Source organism: Stenotrophomonas sp. C9D9, assembly GCF_056491205.1.
In genome coordinates this window covers 899,375-918,393 of the sequence record NZ_JBSZIF010000006.1, presented here as the reverse complement: position 1 = coordinate 918,393, position 19,019 = coordinate 899,375, and the positions used below count along the sequence as shown (strand labels likewise).

Genomic DNA, 19,019 nt, shown 5'->3' with positions numbered 1-19,019 from the left:
CTCTACAATAGGGGGTCTTCTTCTTTCCCGGACCGCCCATGAAACTGCCTGCCGCCTGGCTGTGCTGCCTGTTGCTGACCTCGCCGGCCTGGGCCGCGGACACCGTGGTCAGCGGCAAGGTCTATCTGGAGCGCGACGGCCGGCCCGGGCGCGGTGCGACCGATCCGGGCCTGGCCGGGGTGCAGGTTTCCAACGGCGAGACCATCGTCAAGACTGCCGCCGACGGCAGCTACAGCCTGCCGGTGCGCGACGGCCAGACCGTGTTCGTGATCAAGCCCGATGCCTACGCCTTCCCGAAGGCGACCGACGGCCTGCCGTCGTTCTGGCGCCACTACAGCCCGAACGGCTCGCCGGCGTTGAAGTACGGTGGCATCGCCGCCACCAGCGATATCACCCGCAACTGGGATTTTGCGCTGCAGGCGGACCGCCATGACAGCCGCCGTGGTTTCCAGATGCTGGTGTTCACCGATTCGCAGACCGCCAGCCTGAAGGACATCGGCTACTACCAGCAGTCGATCGTGGCGCCGCTGGTCGGCCAGACCAAGGCGCGCATGGGCACCACCCTGGGCGACATCGTCAACGACGACCTGGCCCTGTACCCGGCGATCAACAAGGTCACTACCCAGCTTGGCGTGCCGTGGTTCCACGTGCCGGGCAACCACGACCTCGACTTCGATGCGGCCAGCGATGAGCATTCGCTCGACAGCTGGCGCAACATCTACGGCCCGGACACCTACGCGGTGGAGGAGGGCGGCGCCAGTTTCGTGTTCCTGGACGACGTGGTGTACGGCCCCAAGGCCAAGCCGAAGTACGTCGGTGGCCTGCGCGAAGACCAGTTCGCTTTTCTCGCCAGCTACCTGAAGGGCCTGCACAAGGACCGCCTGCTGGTGCTGGGCATGCACATCCCGCTGTTCGACGCCGCGCCGGGGCGCGAGACCTTCCGCCATGCCGACCGCCAGCGCCTGTTCGACCTGCTGAAGGACTTCCGCAACGTGCTGGTGCTCAGCGGCCACAGCCACACCCAGCAGCACGTCTACCACGGCAAGGCCGAGGGCTGGAACGGCGACAAGCCGCTGCACGAATACAACGTCGGTGCCAACTGCGGTGCGTTCTGGTCGGGCGTGAAGAATGCCGCTGGCGTGCCGGACAGCACCATGAGCGACGGCACGCCGAAGGGCTACGCATTGCTCGACGTGGCCGGCAACGGCAGCTATCGCCTGCAGTACCGCGTGGCCGGCAAGCCGGCCAGCGAGCAGATCGGCCTGCATGCGCCGAAGGTACTGCGCCAGGGGGCCTATCCGGCGTGGGGTGTCTACGCCAACGTCTACATGGGTGAGGATTCCAGCGTGGTCGAGTACCGCGTTGATGGCGGCGCCTGGCAGCCGATGAAGCAGGTCAGCCAGCCGGACCCGCGCCTGATGGTGGAGAACGTGGCCGACGATCTGGCTGACAGCCTGCGCGGCTACGACCGTTCGCCGGAGGCCACCGCGTCGCCGCACCTGTGGCGTGGCGCGCTGCCGACCGACCTGGCAACAGGCAGCCACAAGGTCGAAGTACGCTCCACCCAGCCTGATGGTGCAGTGTTCACCGCCACCACCAGCTACAGCCTGCAGACTGCCCAGCCCTGACCCCGCGCACCAGCGCTCCAGCGAAAGGACCCCGCATGGATATCCGCTTCATGGCCGGCACCACGCCGGTGACCCTCAGCCGCCACTGGTTCACCGGCGCGATGCTGCTGCAGAGCGCCACCGAGAAGGTCTGGGTGCAGCACCCGTTGCATCCGGGCACCCACTTCTCGTTCTCGCTGGTACAGTCGTGGCTGCGCCACATCGCCGGCCACGAAGTGCTGGTCGAGCGCACCCGGCCGCTGTTGTTCGCCGGCTTCCGCCCGCAGCGCCTGCGCGTGCTGGTGGATGGGGTGCAGGTGGCCGAACAGGAAGGCATGTAGGCCAACCTGAACCATCGGCGCGCTAGGCAAAGCCGCCCCGATGCCTGAGAATCGGGGCGATTCAATCGATCCAAGCAGGCCAGCGTGACCATCGCAGCAGCGTCCCCGGTTTCCTCCGACTCCGCCCGCGGCGGTCTTCCGCGCCGTCTGGTCGTCGCCGATGTCGGCGGCACCTTTGCCCGCCTCGCGCTGGCAGAAACCCGACCTGGCCATGCGCCGCTGCTGGGCAGCCATCGCACCTATGCCTGTGCCGAGCATTCCAGCCTGGCCGCGATCCTGGCCGATTTCACTGCCGGCCTCGGCCAGCCGGTGCAGACCGCGGTGGTCGCCATCGCCGGTCTGCTCGATGGCGATGTGCTGATCAACTCGAACCTTCCGTGGACGGTTTCGCTGTCGGCCACCCGCGCGCAGTCCGGGCTGCACGAGCTGCAGCTGATCAATGATTTCGAAGCGGTGGCGCTGGCCATCCCGTACCTGCAGCCGGAAACCCTGGTGCCACTGAACGGCGACGCCGATCCGGCGCAGGCCTTCCCGGCGCTGGTGCTGGGTGCAGGTACCGGCCTGGGTGCCGCGCTGCGCTTCGCCGATGGCGAGCGTCCGGTGCTGGCCAGCGAGATCGGCCATGCCGCGCTCGGCGCAGGCAACGCGCTGGAACTGCAGGTGCTGGGCAAGTTGCTGCAGCGCTGGGCGCACGTGGACAACGAGCGCGTGCTGTCCGGCAGCGGCCTGATGAACCTGTATCCGTGCCTGTGCGAATTGCGCGGCGTCGCCCCGGTGTGGACCAGTACGGAGGCGCTGATCGGCGCCGCGCGCGGCGGCGAGGATGCACTGGCGGTGGAAACGCTGCAGGTCTTCTGTGCCTGGCTGGGCAGCCTGGCTGGCGACGCGGCGATCGCCGTCGGCGCGCGCTCGGTGTACCTGGCCGGTGGCATTTCCGCGCATGTGCAGGATTTCCTGGCCGATGGCCGCTTCCGTGAGCGCTTCCTCAACAAGGGCGTGCTGACCGAGGTGCTGCGCCAGGTGCCGGTGTGGCGCGTTGAGCATGGCCAGCTGGGCGTGCTCGGTGCAGCGGTCTGGCACGCCGCACGGCAACCCACGCACGACTGATCGGCAGGGCCGGCATCGGGCCGGCCGTGCATTGCAGACTGGGAGGGGAAGATGGTGGATCGCAGGCAGTTCCTGCAGGCCAGTGCACTGGCCGCAGGCATGGCGGCATTGCCGGGCGTGCAGGCGCGCACGCAGGGTGGGGCCCGGGTGGTCTCCACCTGGGACTTCGGCGTACCGGCCAACCAGGCCGCATGGAAGGTGCTGGCACAGGGTGGCAGCGCGCTGGATGCGGTGGAGGCGGGTGCACGCTGGGCCGAGAGCGAGCTGTGCAACCCCACCGTCGGCCATTGCGGCAACCCGGATCGCGACGGCGTGCTGAGCCTGGACGCGAGCATCATGGACGGCGATGGCCGTTGTGGTGCAGTGGCCGCGCTGGTCGACATCCTGCATCCGGTGTCGGTGGCCCGCAAAGTGATGGAGAACAGTCCGCACGTGCTGCTGGTGGGCGAGGGCGCGCAGCAGTTCGCGGTGCAGCAGGGTTTCGAGCGCAGGCACCTGCTGACGCCGCAGGCTGAAGCCGCCTGGCGCGAGTGGCTGAAGACCGAGAAGTACCAGCCGCAGATCAACGCCGAGCGCCGTGGTATTCCCGGCAACAGCGACAACCACGACACTATCGGCATGCTGGCACTGGATGCCAAGGGCCATCTGGCCGGTGCCTGCACCACCAGCGGCATGGCGTGGAAACTGCACGGTCGCGTTGGCGACAGTCCGATCATCGGTGCCGGCCTGTACGTCGACAACGACGTCGGCGCGGCCACTGCTTCGGGCGTGGGCGAGGAGATGATCCGCAACGCCGCCTCGTTCCTGGTGGTCGAGCTGATGCGCCAGGGCCGCTCGCCGGCGCAGGCCTGCCGCGAAGCGATCGATCGCGTGGTGCGCAAGCGCCCCGAAGCGAGCAAGACACTGCAGGTGTGCTTCCTGGCCATGAACAAGCAGGGCGAGGTGGGCGCCTACGCGCTGCATCGCGGCTTCGTCTACGCCGTGTGCGATGGGCAGCGCCAGGATGACCTGCGCGACTCGCCGTCGATCTACACGAGCACCCAGGCGTGAGCACGCGGCTGACCCTGGAGGTCGCCAGCAACTCGCTGGCCTCGGCGCTGGCCGCGCAGGCCGGCGGCGCCGACCGCATCGAGCTGTTCGACAACCTGGCCGAGGGCGGCACCACGCCGTCCTTCGCCAGCATCGCGATGGCCCGCGAACGCCTGTCGATTCCGCTGTTCGTGCTGGTGCGGCCGCGCCCGGGCGACTTCCACTACGACGCGCTGGAAACCGAACTGATGCTGCGTGACATCGCGCAGTGCCGCGCGCTGGGCTGCGATGGCGTGGTGATCGGCGCGCTGGATGTGCAGGGCGGGATCGATCTGGCGCTGTGCCGCGAGCTGGTGCAGGCTGCCGGGCCGTTGCAGGTGACCTTCCACCGTGCCTTCGATGCCGCCCGCGATCTGCCGGCGGCGCTCGAGCAGGTGATCGGGCTGGGTTGCCAGCGCGTGCTGACCTCGGGCGGCCAGGTCAGCGCCGAGGCCGGTGCCGATGTGCTGGCACGCCTGGTCAGCCAGGCGGCGGGGCGTATCGCGGTGATGGCCGGCGCCGGATTGGCCCCGGGCAACATCGCAACCGTCGCACGGCATACCGGCTGCACCGAACTGCACGCCTCGGCCAAGGGCCTGCGCCGCTCGGCGATGCAGTTCCAGAACCCGGCGCTGCGCGGCCTGGACCCGGACTGGAACCAGACCGCCACCGCGACCGTGGCCGCCCTGCGGCAAGCGCTGGACGGCGTGGAGTAACCCGCTTATGTAGAGCCGAGCCCGTGCTCGGCTCTGCAACGACGCATTGTTGACCGCTGAATATCATTCAGCGCACGTGTGACGTGGTCGTGTCACATCGCTTACGGCGAGCCGGACGAGTGCCCAGCTATGGTTGCCGATCCACAACCGAGGTGTACCGAGGCGGTGCAGAGCTTAGCTGGGATTCTGAAATGCCTTCCTCGAGCCACCAGTACTCCTCGTATCTGCTTGGGTTCTTGAACTCGTAGATGCTGATGATGCCGAGCAAAGAACAGGGTGAGTCGGCCATGAAATCCCAGCCATCCTTCTCGGCGCAATAGGTCTCGGTCTCTTTCATGAACCATACCCGATACCCCTTTTTAATCACTACATTGATTGCAGTGCTCGTTACATTTGAGAACTCTGATAATGCTGGCATTCTTCACCTCGTTGATTGCTGCAGTTGTCGGCGCTGAGGCGTCTTCCATCGATCACCGGTGATCGTGCTTGGTGCGGTAAACAAATGACCTGCCTTGATAGAGTGCATGACATCTCGATGCGATGTGCATGCAGTGGCGCGATGGGCTGCTTTTCGGGTGGACGTTGGAAAGCCTTTGCATGCAGTTCCGGAAACCGGTGCTGCGCGGTTTGGATCCGACCAGGACGCAGGCCCGCAACGGACAAAACCGTTCCGCGCGCGTCTGTCGCAATCGTGTCATCACTTCGTGCGCTGTTCTCTCAGCGATGTTTCGCAACCCTTTGATTGTTCTGGATGCCGGCAGCCGATAGCGGCGTTCCGCCGGACGTTGCTGCGTTGCCGCATGCCGGGCGTAGTTCAGCTGTGCTTTAGTTTGGATCGATCCACAGGGGAGGTGCCGCATCGGTCCTGAACCGATCCAGGCGCCGGGATCCGTCGTAGTGCCGCGCCACCATCCATCCCGTGCGTCCACACTTTCGAAGAGCAACCACCCATGGCTCAGATCGTCCGCAAGCGTCGTCACCTGCTGTCCCAGGCCCTGCTCCTGGCCCTGTTGCCCCTGGCGGCCAGCGCGCAGGAAGCCACCCGTTCGTCCACCAAGGATCTCGACGCGGTCACCGTCACCGGCTCGCGCATCAAGCGCGCCGGCGTCGAAGGCCCGGCACCGGTCAACGTGATCACCGCCGCGCAGATCCAGAAGGAGGGCTTCGTCAGCGTGTACGACGCGCTGAAGACCCTCACCGAAGCGACCGGCACCGTCGAAGCTGCTTCGCAATGGGGCTCGCACACCCCCAATGCCAGCGGCCTGAACCTGCGCGGGATGGGCCCGAACCGCTCGCTGCTGCTGGTCAACGGCCGTCGCGTGGCCGACTACCCGCTGCCCTATGGCGGCGAAACCAACTTCTCCAACTACGGCAACATTCCGGCCGCGGCGGTGGAACGCATCGAAGTGCTGACCGGTGGTGCCTCGGCCATCTATGGCTCCGATGCGATCGCCGGCGTGGTCAACGTCATCCTGAAAACCAACTACGACGGCGACGAAGTGCGCGTGCGTGGTGGTACCTCCACCGAGGGTGGGCGCGATACCTGGGACCTGTCCTGGGCCGGCGGCAAGACCGGCGACAACTGGAGCGTGACCTACGCGCTGCAGTACACCAAGCGCGATCCGCTGTTCGGGCGTGATCGCCCGCAGATGGACGATGCCGACGATGCACCGTACGCGTCCTGGAACATGGAGCAGCGCAAGGTCGGCTTCCGTCCCACTGCAGGCCTGGCGCTGATCGATCCGACCACCGGCCAGCGCCTGGCGCCACCCGCCGGCACCTGCGAGAAGTTCAACGGCGAGTACTACACCGCTGATCGACTGGTCTACAACTACGCCGCCAACACCATCACCAACACCGGCCGCCTGTGTGGCATGAGCGCCGACTACACCAACTGGCTGCTCACCGGCGGTGCCGAGAACGTGTCCGGCAACCTGTATGCCACCTTCGATTTCAGCAATGACCTGCAGGCCTGGACCAACCTGGCGGTGTACCGCTCTGAAGCGATCTGGGGCACCAATCCGCCCAGCGTGTCGCTGATCGACGATGACAACGGCTACTACTGGGATGCCAACCGCAACCGCCCGATCCTCGGCGTGCGCCAGTTCACCCCGAACGAAGTCGGCGGCCTGGATACGCTGCGCAACACCAACCGCGAACTGTCCTGGGACTGGAGCGCCGGCCTGCGTGGCCGCCTCGCCGACCGCTTTGACTGGAGCGCTACGGTGGGGCGCTCGTATTACCGGGTGGAGGAACGGCAGAACGTGGTCGACAAGCAGAAGTCGTACGACTACTTCCTGGGACCGAAGCTGGGCACCACCGCCGATGGCGAGGCGATCTATGCACTGAACGAATCGCGCTGGTGGAATCCGCTGACGCCGGACCAGTACTGGCAGATGGGCACCGTCGCGAAGAATCGCGCAACGTCCTGGGTCAACCAGGCCTCGGCGGATATCACCGGCGAACTGTTCCAGGGTTGGGCCGGTCCGATCTCGTTCGCCGCCGTGGCCGAAGTCGCGCAGCAGGGCTATCACCTCAGCCCCGACCCGCGCGCCGGCATCGACTTCGACCTGCAGAACGTCGATCGGGGCGGCGGCGAGCGCACCCGCTATTCGGCCGGCGTCGAGTTCAAGATTCCGCTGCTGGAGAGCGTGATCGCCACCGCGGCCGCGCGCTATGACCGCTATGGCAATTACAAGGCCGACGACAGCAGCGAAGCGCTGGACATCGGCAGCCAGAAGGAAACCACCTGGAATGTCGGTCTGGAATGGCGTCCGATCGAAGCGCTGCTGGTGCGCGGCTCCTATGCCACCAGCTTCCATGCGCCGGACATGCACTACCTGTTGGGCCAGCCGAGCAGTTCGGAAGTACAGACGTATGACCGTCTGCGCTGCATCCAGAGTGGTGCCTACCTGGTCAACAACTGTGGCGTGGGCAACACCGATGTCTGGTACACGTTCGACGTGAACCGGCGTGGCACGCCGTTGCTGCGTTCGGAGACCGGTGATTCGTGGACGGTGGGTTTCGTCTGGGACGTGATGCCCAATCTGTCGGTCAGCGCCGACTACTGGGCGATCAAGCTGGAAGACATGATCGTCGACGTCGGCGCCGACGAGGTGCTGGCGAGCGAAGCGGGTTGCCTGACCGGCAAGAACATGGACGGCACGCCGTGGGCCAATCCGGCTGGCGGCGAGTACTGCGCCGGCATCCTGGCCCGCGTGAACCGTGACAGCAACGGTCGACTGGTGTCGATCGAGCGCGGCCCGTTCAACCTGGCCAGCCGCGAAGTGCGCGGTATCGACCTGACCGCGCGCTACCGGCTGGAGACCGCGCAGTGGGGCAGCTTCCAGCTGGGGGTGAACTACACCAACCAGATCTCGACCAAGGAACAGCGCTACGCCGCCGACCCGAACCCTGAACGACGCGACCGCGACCTGCGCAGCAAGCTGCGCGCAAGCCTGGCCTGGCAACGCGGCAACTGGAATGCCAATGTCTATGCCGACCGCATCGGTTCGGTGCCGGGCGTGCGTTACCACTGGGGTACCGACCGCCTGGACAACCCCGGTGGCTGCCTGCCGTTCGCCGATGGCTACGTGCCCAGTGACAGCCCGTCGCTGAACTGCCTGGAGCCGGCACGGCTGCCGGATGGTTCGGTGAACCCGAACCCCAATGCCGGCCAGCAGACCTCGCGCTACTTCGGCCGCGTCGGGCCGTTCATCACCTGGAACTTCAACGTGGGCTACCAGGTGACCGAGCACGCCAAGGTCAATGTCTACGTCAACAACGTGTTCAATTCGGCCAGCTGGAACCACAAGGACCCGTACAAGCTGGACTACGACTTCGCCCCGACCCGGTTGCTGGGTGCGGTCGGCCGCGAATTCGCGTTGGAGTATGTGTTCACCTTCTAACGAGACAGCCCATCATCAGTAGATCCACGCCATGCGTGGATGCGGACACCTGGATGCCCATTCAGGAAATGCGGACAGGCTGGATTTGACCTTCCCACGATGGCAAGGTTTAGCCTGTCCGCATCCAGAAGGAATCCCCGGGAATCCGATCATGAACACGCCCCGCGTCGCCGCAATCCCCGCCAGTCCCTCCACCATCAGCCTGCCCATCGAGGGCATGACCTGTGCCAGCTGCGTCGGCCGTGTCGAAGCGGCGCTGTCCAAGGTCGAGGGCGTGGGCAGTGTTTCGGTCAACCTGGCCACCGAACGGGCGGACATCCGTGCGTCGGGTCCGGTCGATCGCGCCGCGCTGATCCAGGCGGTGGAGCGGGTGGGCTACGACGTGCCCGCCGCCACCATTGAGCTGGCGGTGGAAGGCATGACCTGCGCGTCCTGCGTTGGTCGCGTCGAACGTGCACTGTTGGCCGTGCCAGGCGTCAGCCAGGCCAGCGTCAACCTTGCCACCGAGCGCGCCACGGTGCGTGGCGTGGCCGACGTTGCAGTGCTGGTCGCCGCCATCGACAAGGCCGGCTATGACGCACGCGTGATCGAGACGGGGGTGCAGCCCGATGACGAGGCCGCGGAAAAAAAGGATGCCGAGCGCGCCGAACTGAAGCGCGACCTGATCGTGGCCACCGCGCTGGCACTGCCGGTGTTCGTGCTGGAGATGGGCTCGCACCTGATTCCCGGCATGCACGAATGGGTGATGTCCACCATCGGCATGCAGGCCAGCTGGTACCTGCAGTTCGTGCTGACCGCGCTGGTGCTGGCCATTCCCGGCCGCCGCTTCTACCAGAAGGGCATCCCCGCGCTGCTGCGGCTGGCACCGGACATGAACTCACTGGTGGCGGTGGGTACTGCTGCAGCATTTGGCTACTCGGTGGTGGCGACCTTCCTGCCGAAGCTGTTGCCGGCGGGCACGGTGAACGTCTACTACGAAGCAGCGGCGGTGATCGTCGCGCTGATCCTGCTCGGCCGCTTCCTTGAGGCGCGCGCGAAGGGCCGCACCTCCGAGGCGATCAAGCGCTTGGTCAACCTGCAGGCCAAGGTTGCCCACGTGGTCCGTGACGGCCGCAGCATTGATGTTCCGGTCAATGACGTTCTGAGCGGCGATGTGGTGGAAGTGCGCCCGGGCGAGCGCGTGCCGGTCGATGGCGAGGTGGTCGAAGGTCGCAGCTACATCGATGAGTCGATGATCAGCGGCGAACCGATTCCGGTGGAGAAGCAGCCGGGCAGCAGCGTGGTCGGCGGCACGGTCAACCAGAAGGGCGCGCTGACGGTACGTGCGACGGCGGTGGGCGCGCAGACCATGCTGGCGCAGATCATCCGCATGGTCGAACAGGCCCAGGGTTCCAAGCTGCCGATCCAGGCGGTGGTCGACAAGGTCACCCTGTGGTTCGTGCCGGCAGTGATGCTGGCCGCACTGGCGACCTTCGCCGTCTGGTTGATCTTCGGTCCATCGCCGGCGCTGAGCTTCGCGCTGGTCAATGCGGTGGCGGTGCTGATCATTGCCTGCCCCTGCGCGATGGGCTTGGCCACGCCGACCTCGATCATGGTCGGAACCGGTCGTGGCGCCGAAATGGGCGTGCTGTTCCGCAAGGGTGAAGCACTGCAGCTGCTGAAGGACGCGCAGGTGGTGGCGGTGGACAAGACCGGCACGCTGACCGAAGGGCGCCCGCGCCTGACCGACCTGGAGATCGCCGACGGCTTTGATCGCGCCACAGTGCTGGCCGCCGTCGCCACCGTGGAATCACGTTCGGAGCATCCGATCGCCCGCGCCATTGTCGATGCAGCCACCGAGCAGGGTCTCGCGCTGCCGTCGATGATTGATTTCGAGTCGGTCACCGGCATGGGCGTGCGCGCCAGCTTAGACGGCGCACGGGTGGAGGTCGGCGCCGATCGTTTCATGCGCGACCTTGATGTGGATATCACCGTGTTTGCGGCGTTGGCGGCCGAACTCGGCGCGCAGGGCAAGTCGCCGTTGTACGCCGCCATCGATGGACGCCTGGCCGCGATCATCGCGGTGTCCGACCCGATCAAGCCGAGCACGCCGGCGGCGATCGCCGCACTGCATCAGCTGGGCCTGAAAGTGGCGATGATCACCGGTGACAATGCCGGCACCGCGCAGGCGATCGCACGCCAGCTCGGCATTGATGAGGTCGTGGCCGAGGTGCTGCCGGAAGGCAAGGTCGAAGCGGTGCGCCGCCTGAAGGCCACGCACGGCCACGTCGCCTTCGTTGGTGACGGCATCAACGATGCGCCGGCACTGGCCGAGGCCGATGTCGGCCTGGCCATCGGCACCGGCACCGATATCGCGGTGGAGTCGGCCGATGTGGTGCTGATGTCGGGCAACCTGCAGGGCGTGCCGAATGCCATCGCGCTGTCGAAGGCAACGCTGGGCAACATCCGGCAGAACCTGTTCTGGGCCTTCGCCTACAACACCGCGTTGATTCCGGTAGCGGCCGGCGTGCTGTACCCGGCCTGGGGCGTGCTGCTGTCGCCGGTATTCGCTGCCGGTGCGATGGCGCTGTCCAGCGTGTTCGTGCTGGGCAACGCGCTGCGCCTGCGCCGCTTCCAGCCGCCGATGGCGGAAGCCCCCGCCGCGACCCATTGAAGGAGAACCGCATGAACATCGGTGAAGCCGCCAAGGCCTCCAGCGTGTCGGCGAAAATGATCCGCTACTACGAACAGATCGGCCTGATTCCTGCGGCTGATCGCACCGAGTCGGGCTACCGGGCGTACTCGCAGGCGGACATCCACCGCCTGCGCTTCATCCGTCGCGCGCGCGATCTCGGCTTCCAGGTGGCCGAGATCACCGATCTGCTGGGCCTGTGGAACGACACCTCGCGCCACAGCGCCGACGTCAAGCACCTGGCCGAACAGCACATCGCCGATCTGGAACAGCGCATCGAGCAGATGCGGCAGATGGCCGATACGCTGAAGTCGTTGATCAACTGCTGCGCGGGCGATGAGCGCCCGGAATGCCCGATCCTGGAGCGGTTGGGCGAAGACGAGGAGGCTCCGATGTCGGTCGTTGCCGCGAAGACCGGCGCGGTGCGGCGACGCGCGCAGAAGCACTGAGCCCATGCCACTTGAATGAAAAAGCCCGCCCTGTGACAGCGCACGGGGCGGGCTTCGTTGTGGACGCAGGGTAGGGAATCAGGCCGTGCGCGGCGGGAAACCGGCATCGTTCACCGCGGCGAACACCTGTTCCTGCGTGGCGGTGGTCTGCACCTTGACCAGGCCGGTCGGAGGATCGGCCACCACGCTGGCGTTCGGATCGATCTGCTGGATCGCGCGGGTCACGCTGCGTGCGCAGCCGCCGCAGGTCATGCCGTCGACATGGAATTCCATCTGTAGCTCCTTCGGTGCTCTTGGGATGGGACCAGTGTGCACCTTCCAACGATGGCAGGGTCAAGCGCTGGACTGAATGACAACGCACCAATGAACATGCACCAATGAGCGCGTACCAATGAAAACGGCAGCCACCTGTACCAGCGCGGCTGCCGTGGAGGAACGTCCCCGCCGGGGCGGGGCGTGGGTTGCGCCGGGGGCGGGCCCGGGCAACCCGGTACGGGCTTAGAACTTCCAGGTCGCGCCGAAGTACAGTTGGCGGCCTGCGTAGGTGTTGGAAACGAGACGAGCCTTGGTGTCATTGCCCAGGTGCACGCGCTGCTCGGACTTGGTGGCGTTGATCACCGAGGCGGTCAGCGTCCAGTCCGGGGTCAGGTTGTAGGCCACGTTCAGGTCCAGCTGGTCATACGGCTCGGTGTAGACGGTGAGGCCATTGTTGAGCCCACCGACCACCTGGCCGCGACGGTTGAACGAGGCGCGCGCGAGGAACTTGTCGTTCTCGTAGAACACCGTGACATTGGCCTGGTTCTTGGCACTGCCGACCAGCGGCGAGGAGCCGATTTCCTGGCCGTCCAGAACAATGGAAGCCAGGTTGGTGTCGTTGTAGGTGTAGTTGGCCTGCACACCGAAGCCGAAACCGAAGGTGTACTGGCCATACAGCTCGACGCCCTGCGACACGCCATCGCGGCCGTTGGCCTGGGTTTCGTAGCGCTGCACGTTCACGGCTTCACCACCGATGACCATCGGCGTGTCGCGCACCACCGGCAGGGTGAAGTTGTCCACGTTCTTGCGGAACAGGCTGACACCGGCGACCGCGCCCGGCTGGAAGTACCATTCCAGGCCCAGGTCGAACTGGGTGGCCTTGAACGGTTCCAGCTGCTTGTTGCTGCCCTGGCCGACCCAGCCTGCCGTCGATGCGCCACCGGCAACGCGGCGATCATTGACATACTCTTCGCTGTAGTAGCTCAGTGCGCCCGGCGCTGCGATGTCGGTGTAACCGGGGCGGGCGATCACCTTCGATGCGGCACCACGCAGCACCAGCGTATCGGTGATGTCCCAGGCGATGTTGAAGCTCGGCAGCACGTCGGTGTAGGTACGGTCCACGCCGATCAGGTCGTACGTCTTGCTCTGCGCCAGGTCGTGCGGCAGGCGCACGAAGCCGCTCTCGCAGCTGTAGGTCGGGTAGGCCGCAGCGGCGGGGTCGGTGCACGCCATCGGTGCGCCGGACGCGTTGTCCAGGAAGTAGTCGTTGAACTTCTCGATCGAGTCGGAGGACTGCGCGAACTGCTTGGTGCGCACCACGCGCACGCCGACATTGCCGCGCACGCGCTCGGTGCGGAAGTTGGCCTGGAAGTAGCCCGAGTAGATCTTCTCGTTGACGTTGTAGACGAAGTCTTCCTCGGTACGGTTGTGCGAACCGCCGTAGGTCTTGTTCAGGTAATCGATGTAGGCCGGGTAGTTGATGCCCGGGAACACGTTGGCATTGAAGCCGCCCGCGATGTTGCTGATCGGATTGGACAGGAAGAAGCCCGGCTGCGCGTCGCCTGCAGTCGGATCGCAGCCACTCTGGTAGCGGCTGTTGTCATAGTCGGCCGGGTCGCGGCCCGGGCACACCCAGTAGGTGTTGCCGGTGTTGCGGTGGACCTTGCCATCACGGTACTTGGCGCCGAACTGGATCGAGTCCAGCCAGCCCGATTCAAACAGCTTGGTGACGTCGGCCTGGAAGTAGTTCTGCTTGACCTCCGTGCGCTTCCACGACGAATCGGTCGAGCCGGTGTCGACTTCGGCGATGCCGTTCATCAGCTGCTGCTGCAGGTCGGGCGAGAAGGTGGCCGAGGGCGTGCCGGTCAGGTCCCAGGCGCTGTAGAGATTGCCCGGCAGGTAGTCGTTGCCGACCTTGCGGCGCGGCTTGGCCGACATCCGGAAGTTCATCGACGGACCACCTTCGGACCAGGTGCGGCCGCCGGTGAACGAAGCCTTCCACAGCGGGCTGATGTCCCAGTCGATGGTCAGGTCAGCGGTCTGCGACAGCGCCTTTTCCTTGCTGTAGCCACCAGTCAGCTGCGGCGTCGGAACGGTGCAGTCGTCCGGGCCCCAGCCGCCGGGCTGGAGGCCGGCAGCCTTGGCCTGGTCTTCGCTGCAGTAGTAGGTCTTTCCAGCGAGCTTTTCGAACTGGGCGCCGGTGACGGTGTTGCCGCTGGGGTCGAAATCCAGGCCATTGAGCAGGCGGCCGCCCGCCCAGTTTCCGTCGCCGTTGAAGCGCGCCATGCTCCATTCCGGAATCTTCAGCATGTTCTGGGTGTAGTCACCCTGCAGCTCGAAGCGGAAGTAGTTGGCCGTCATCGTGACGTTGTCGACCGGCTTGAACTGGAAGGTCAGCTGGCCGCCCTTGCGCTCGCGCTTTTCTTCCTTGACCGCGAAGTTGACCGAGGTCGGCATGAAGAAATCGCTGTAGTTGCCGCCGGTCTGGTTGTTGAAGCCGGACTTGCCCCACCAGTAGTGGATGCCATCCTGCGCCTGCACGTTGCCATAGGCATCGCGCGCCTTGCCGGCGCCGTACCACTGGTAGTCCTCGGTGCTGGCTTCCATGGTGCGGGTGGTGCGCTTCTGCTGGGTCACGCCGACCAGTACGCCGAAACGCTCATCCTTGCTGTGCCACGAATACAGCGCCGACGCCTGTGGGTCGATATCGTGATGGGTATCGGAGGAGGTGCCCTCGAGCGTGACGAAGCCCGAATTGGCCTCCATGTCCAGCGGACGGCGGGTGTGCAGGATGACCGTGCCGCCGATGCCGCCTTCGTCGATGCGTGCTTCCGGCGACTTGAACAGCTCGGCGCTGGACAGCATGTTCGACGGCAGCAGGGTGTAGTTGAACGAACGGGTGGCTTCGTCGTTGGTTTCCGACGTGGCCACGTAGTTGCCGTTCAACTGGGTCAGGGTCAGGTCCGGCGCAAGGCCGCGCACGCTGACACTCTTGCCTTCGCCACCGCTGCGGGTGATGACCACGCCGGGCACGCGCTGCAGTGCGTCGGCGACGTTCTTGTCGGGGAACTTGCCGACGTCCTCGGCGGTGATCACTTCGACCACCGCGTTGGCATCGCGCTTCTGTGACAGGCTCTTCTCAATGGCGTAGCGGTAGCCGGTGACCTGGACGCTGTCCAGGTTGGTGGCCTCCTGCGAGCCGGTGGAGGTGGCCTGCTGCGCGGCGGCGCCAGCCGGAATGACGGCGGCGACCAGGGCCAGCGCGATGGCCAGTGACAATGCGTCCTGGCCGTGCGTACGTGTTGAATGCTTCATTCCCATCTCTCCCTCTCTCCTGGATTGATCCGGTGACGTGGCACGGACAACTTGAATCGATCTAATTTGAAGTGACTTTGTCGCTGTCGCCATGCAGTGGCAGTAGCACCGCGCACGTGGCCTGGTACGTCCTGTTGCTGCTCCCCCAACTCCCGGCCATCGCAGCGTCGTCTTGGATCGATCTAAGCGATGGGCGGGCGATTTTTAGCATGGGTCGCCCGTGGGCGCATGCTGCTCCGCAATATGGTACTGGCGTGGCGAAGGGATGACGGTTTGCTGAAATCAGTGAAATCGTTTTCGTGCGCAGGGGAGGGTGGGTCGGCAGGGCTGCGCCCTGCACCTGCCGAAGCCAGGGCAACGGCCAAAGCCAAAGCCAAAGCGGCTCTGGGTTGTCTGTGTGTTGGGCGGGGCGGTGTCGGATTGCGGGGACGCCGTAAACCCGTCCATGGGGGCTTGGCCGCGGCATCCATGCCGCGGACACCCCGCAATCCGACACCGCCCCGCCTTTGACAGTTTCCCGGTGACGGTTGGATAGGTCCTGGAATTACGCGGGGTCATGGGGTCAGATCCGTTTTCCTTTGGAAAACGGATCTGACCCCAATTGATTTCGTTATCTGACAGAGATTCATCCACGCATGGCGTGGATTCACAGATCGCGGAAATCTGTCGAAGGCGGGATGGGTCCGGTTGCGGGGGCGTGAGCGCCATGGATGGCGCGACCGAGCCTACATGGACGTATTTACGGCGTCCCCCGCAACCGGACCCACCCCGACTCCCCACAGGAAACCGGCTTTTGCTGTTGCTTCGGCTTCGGCAGGTGCAGGGCGCAGCCCTGCCGAACACCCCCTCTCATGCTGCGCCGCAGAATGCATTCGGCTGAACCTGCATGCTCTACTTGAATCGATCTAAATTCACGGTCTGGTGGGTCGGGCGTCATTCCAGGGGGAGCTCTCTGCCAGTCGAGGCGGGGCTCAGCGGAACGGTGCCGGATGGCCCCGGCCGCCTGCCTCCGCGTCATCGACTACAGGAACCCGACATGCGTCCAGTGCCGTCCGCTCCCGCCGTCCCATTGTCTCCGCGCCCGCTGCCGCGCCTGGCCTGCCTGCTCGCGCTGTCGGCGATGCCGATGCTGCTGCAGGCGGCGCCGGCTGCGCTGGAGCGCGAGGTCAACACCTTCATCGGCAGCAAGGACGACGGCAATACGTTCCCGGGCGCGTCGGCACCGTTCGGCCTGATCCAGGTCAGCCCGATCGGCAGCCACTATTCGGGCTGGCGCTACGACGACGACAAGATCCGCGGCTTCGGCCACTCCTTCATCTCCGGCGCCGGCTGCTGGGAACAGGGCGGCCAGGTGTCGGTGCTGCCGGTCACGGGCTCGATCGGCCCGGGCGGCGATTTCGATACCGGCAACGCCAAGCAGTTCGATCACAAGGCCTATGCCGCGTCCTACACCCACGACGGCGAGGTCGGCCAGGCCGGCTATTACAAGGTGCGGCTGACCAGTTACGGTGGCATCGACGCCGAGGCGACCGCGCGTACGCGTGCCGCGGCCGAGCGCTACACCTTCAGCCAGCGCCAGGGCGAGGGCCACGTGCTGGTCAATGTCGGCCAGGCCAACGAGCGCCACTCGGTGATCGGCAGCGTGGTGGATGTGGTCGGCGACCGCGTGGTCGAAGGCAAGCTGGTCACCAAGAGCTTCTGTGGCGGTCATCAGTACACCACCTGGTTCCGTATCGAGTTCGACCGTCCGTTCAAGGCGCATGGCACCTGGGGCGAGGGCGGTGGCCTGCCGGGTGCGCGCCACAGCATGGAAGGCGAGCAGAAGCCGAACGGTGCCTGGCTCAGCTTCGACCTGGCCAAGGGCCAGTCGGTGACGGCGGTCAGTGCGATCTCGCACGTGGATGCCGAAGGCGCGCGCACCAACCTGCGCGCCGAGGGCATGCAGGGTGGGTCGCTGCTCGGTTTCGACCGCATGCGTGCGCTGTCGCAGCAGTCCTGGCGTGAGCAGCTGGGCCGTGTCCGCGTGCAGGGTGGCAACGCCGACGACCGCACCGTGTTCTACAGCGCGGTCTACCACGCGCTGCTGCAGCCGATGACCGGCAACGACGCCGACGGCCGCTACCGCGGCTATGACGATGGCATCCACCGTGCTGATGGCTGGACGTACTACGAGTACTTCTCGCTGTGGGATACCTATCGCGCGCAGAACCAGTGGCTGGCGCTGACCCGTCCGGACGTGGCGCGTGACATCGGCCGCACCCTGCTGGCGATCGACGAGCAGGGTGGCTGGCTGCCGCGCTGGGGCTATGCCAACTTCGAGACCAACATCATGACCGGCGATCCGGTCACGCCGTTCATGGTCGACCTGTGGCGCTTCGGCGCGCTCAAGGGCCGTGAATCGCAGGCGTGGGATGCGCTGCGCCGCAATGCGTTCGGTACGCCGCCGCTGAACTCGCGGATGGCCGGCCGTTCCGGCAACCCGACCTACCTGGACAAGGGCTACGTGGTCTACGACCGTGCGTTCCCATCCAAGGGCATGGACGTTGATCCGCACCACGGTGGTTCGGCGACGCTGGAGTATGCGCTGGCCGACTGTGCGCTTTCGCAGATGGCCGATGGCCTGGGCCACGCGCAGGACGCGGCGACGCTGCGTGAGCGCGGCCGCAACTGGCGCAAGGTGTGGGACCCGCAGGTGCGCGACGCAGAGACTGGCTTCACCGGCTTCCCGCGCCCGCGTACCGAGGACGGCCAGTGGTACACGCCGGCCGATGGCCACTACAGCCCACGCTCGCACCATGGTTTCCATGAGGGTACGGCGTGGCAGTACCAGTGGCTGGCGCAGCAGGACGTGCCGGGCCTGGTCGAAGCGATGGATGGCCGCGAGCAGGCCGGTCGCCGCCTCGATGCGTTCTTCGCGATGGACGCGCTGCAGGCCGATCTGCTCAATGCCGCCCGCAAGGAGTGGGTGGTCGGGCCGTACAGCTACTACAACCAGTTCCGCTACAACCCGAACAACGAGCCGGACCTGCACTCGCCGTGGCTGTACACGCTGATCGGCCAGCCGTGGAAGACCGCAGCGGTGGTGCGTGCCGCGCAGCAGTTGTTCACCAATGCGCCGAACGGCGTGACCGGCAACGATGACCTCGGCACGATGTCGGCCTGGTACCTGTTCAGCGCCATCGGCGTGTACCCGGCGGTGCCGGGCAGCGGCCAGTTCCTGCTGCATACGCCACGCTTCAGCAAGGTGGAAGTGGACCTGGGCAATGGCCGCACGCTGCGCATCGACGCGCCGGGCGCCGATGGCCGCCGCCTGCAGTACGTGCAGGGAGTGAAGGTCGATGGCCAGGCGCATGCGCCGGTGTGGCTGGACTGGAACCAGCTGCAGCAGGGCCCGCGCCTGCAGTTCGCGCTCGACGCGAAGGCGCCGGAGCAGGGCTGGGGCACGGCGGTGAAGGACCTGCCGGTATCCTGGTGCGCGGCACCGGGCAGCCAGCTGCGCTGAGCCGGACTGTGCCGTTCGCGGTGACCCAGCGAACGGCACGGCACGACACGGCCCTGATCCATTAGGCTTGAGCCTCCAGC

General features: G+C 66.0%; 12 protein-coding genes. 9 read left to right on the top strand and 3 right to left on the bottom strand.

Annotated elements, in window-relative coordinates:
• Nucleotides 1-38 precede the first annotated feature (38 nt).
• The 5 genes from ACXI0D_RS19715 (at nt 39) to ACXI0D_RS19695 (ending at nt 4,839) form a co-directional block, all read left to right on the top strand.
• The gene (locus tag ACXI0D_RS19715; RefSeq protein ID WP_479643005.1) at nt 39-1,628 is read left to right on the top strand and encodes a calcineurin-like phosphoesterase C-terminal domain-containing protein; all 1,590 of its coding nucleotides are present in this window, start codon (nt 39-41) and stop codon (nt 1,626-1,628) included.
• Between the two features lie 35 nt (nt 1,629-1,663).
• On the top strand, nt 1,664-1,948 hold the full coding sequence (locus ACXI0D_RS19710) for a hypothetical protein (protein WP_005409434.1): 285 nt from the start codon (nt 1,664-1,666) through the stop codon (nt 1,946-1,948).
• Nucleotides 1,949-2,032: 84 nt separating this feature from the next.
• Nucleotides 2,033-3,055 (top strand): glucokinase, encoded by a 1,023-nt coding sequence (locus ACXI0D_RS19705; RefSeq protein ID WP_479643004.1) that lies wholly within the window; start codon nt 2,033-2,035, stop codon nt 3,053-3,055.
• Between the two features lie 51 nt (nt 3,056-3,106).
• Entirely contained in the window at nt 3,107-4,105 is a 999-nt protein-coding gene (locus ACXI0D_RS19700; RefSeq protein WP_479643003.1) for a glycosylasparaginase, read from the top strand.
• On the top strand, nt 4,102-4,839 hold the full coding sequence (locus ACXI0D_RS19695; RefSeq protein WP_049444901.1) for a copper homeostasis protein CutC: 738 nt from the start codon (nt 4,102-4,104) through the stop codon (nt 4,837-4,839). The genes ACXI0D_RS19700 and ACXI0D_RS19695 overlap by 4 nt, the downstream gene beginning before the upstream one ends.
• Before the next feature lie 127 nt (nt 4,840-4,966).
• On the opposite strand, the gene ACXI0D_RS19690 is transcribed toward ACXI0D_RS19695, so the two are convergent.
• Nucleotides 4,967-5,176 (bottom strand): hypothetical protein, encoded by a 210-nt coding sequence (locus ACXI0D_RS19690; protein ID WP_197621925.1) that lies wholly within the window; start codon nt 5,174-5,176, stop codon nt 4,967-4,969.
• A 613-nt stretch (nt 5,177-5,789) separates the two neighbouring features.
• Between ACXI0D_RS19690 and ACXI0D_RS19685 the strand changes: the two genes are divergently transcribed.
• The 3 genes from ACXI0D_RS19685 (at nt 5,790) to cueR (ending at nt 11,867) form a co-directional block, all read left to right on the top strand.
• Nucleotides 5,790-8,747, top strand: a complete 2,958-nt coding sequence (locus ACXI0D_RS19685; RefSeq protein WP_479643002.1) for a TonB-dependent receptor plug domain-containing protein — start codon at nt 5,790-5,792, stop codon at nt 8,745-8,747.
• Nucleotides 8,748-8,898: 151 nt separating this feature from the next.
• Complete coding sequence (locus tag ACXI0D_RS19680; protein WP_479643001.1) at nt 8,899-11,400, top strand: heavy metal translocating P-type ATPase; 2,502 nt, start codon at nt 8,899-8,901, stop codon at nt 11,398-11,400.
• 11 nt (nt 11,401-11,411) lie between these two features.
• A complete protein-coding gene (cueR, locus tag ACXI0D_RS19675; RefSeq protein ID WP_479643000.1) occupies nt 11,412-11,867 on the top strand; it encodes a Cu(I)-responsive transcriptional regulator in 456 nt (151 codons plus the stop codon).
• A 78-nt stretch (nt 11,868-11,945) separates the two neighbouring features.
• Here cueR and ACXI0D_RS19670 read toward each other — a convergent pair whose 3' ends face one another.
• On the bottom strand, nt 11,946-12,140 hold the full coding sequence (locus ACXI0D_RS19670; RefSeq protein WP_432591728.1) for a heavy-metal-associated domain-containing protein: 195 nt from the start codon (nt 12,138-12,140) through the stop codon (nt 11,946-11,948).
• A 225-nt stretch (nt 12,141-12,365) separates the two neighbouring features.
• Nucleotides 12,366-15,443: a TonB-dependent receptor gene (locus ACXI0D_RS19665; RefSeq protein WP_164119460.1), complete on the bottom strand. Its 3,078-nt coding sequence runs from the start codon at nt 15,441-15,443 to the stop codon at nt 12,366-12,368.
• A 1,030-nt stretch (nt 15,444-16,473) separates the two neighbouring features.
• Between ACXI0D_RS19665 and ACXI0D_RS19660 the strand changes: the two genes are divergently transcribed.
• The gene (locus tag ACXI0D_RS19660; RefSeq protein WP_479642999.1) at nt 16,474-18,939 is read left to right on the top strand and encodes a GH92 family glycosyl hydrolase; all 2,466 of its coding nucleotides are present in this window, start codon (nt 16,474-16,476) and stop codon (nt 18,937-18,939) included.
• Nucleotides 18,940-19,019: the final 80 nt, after the last annotated feature.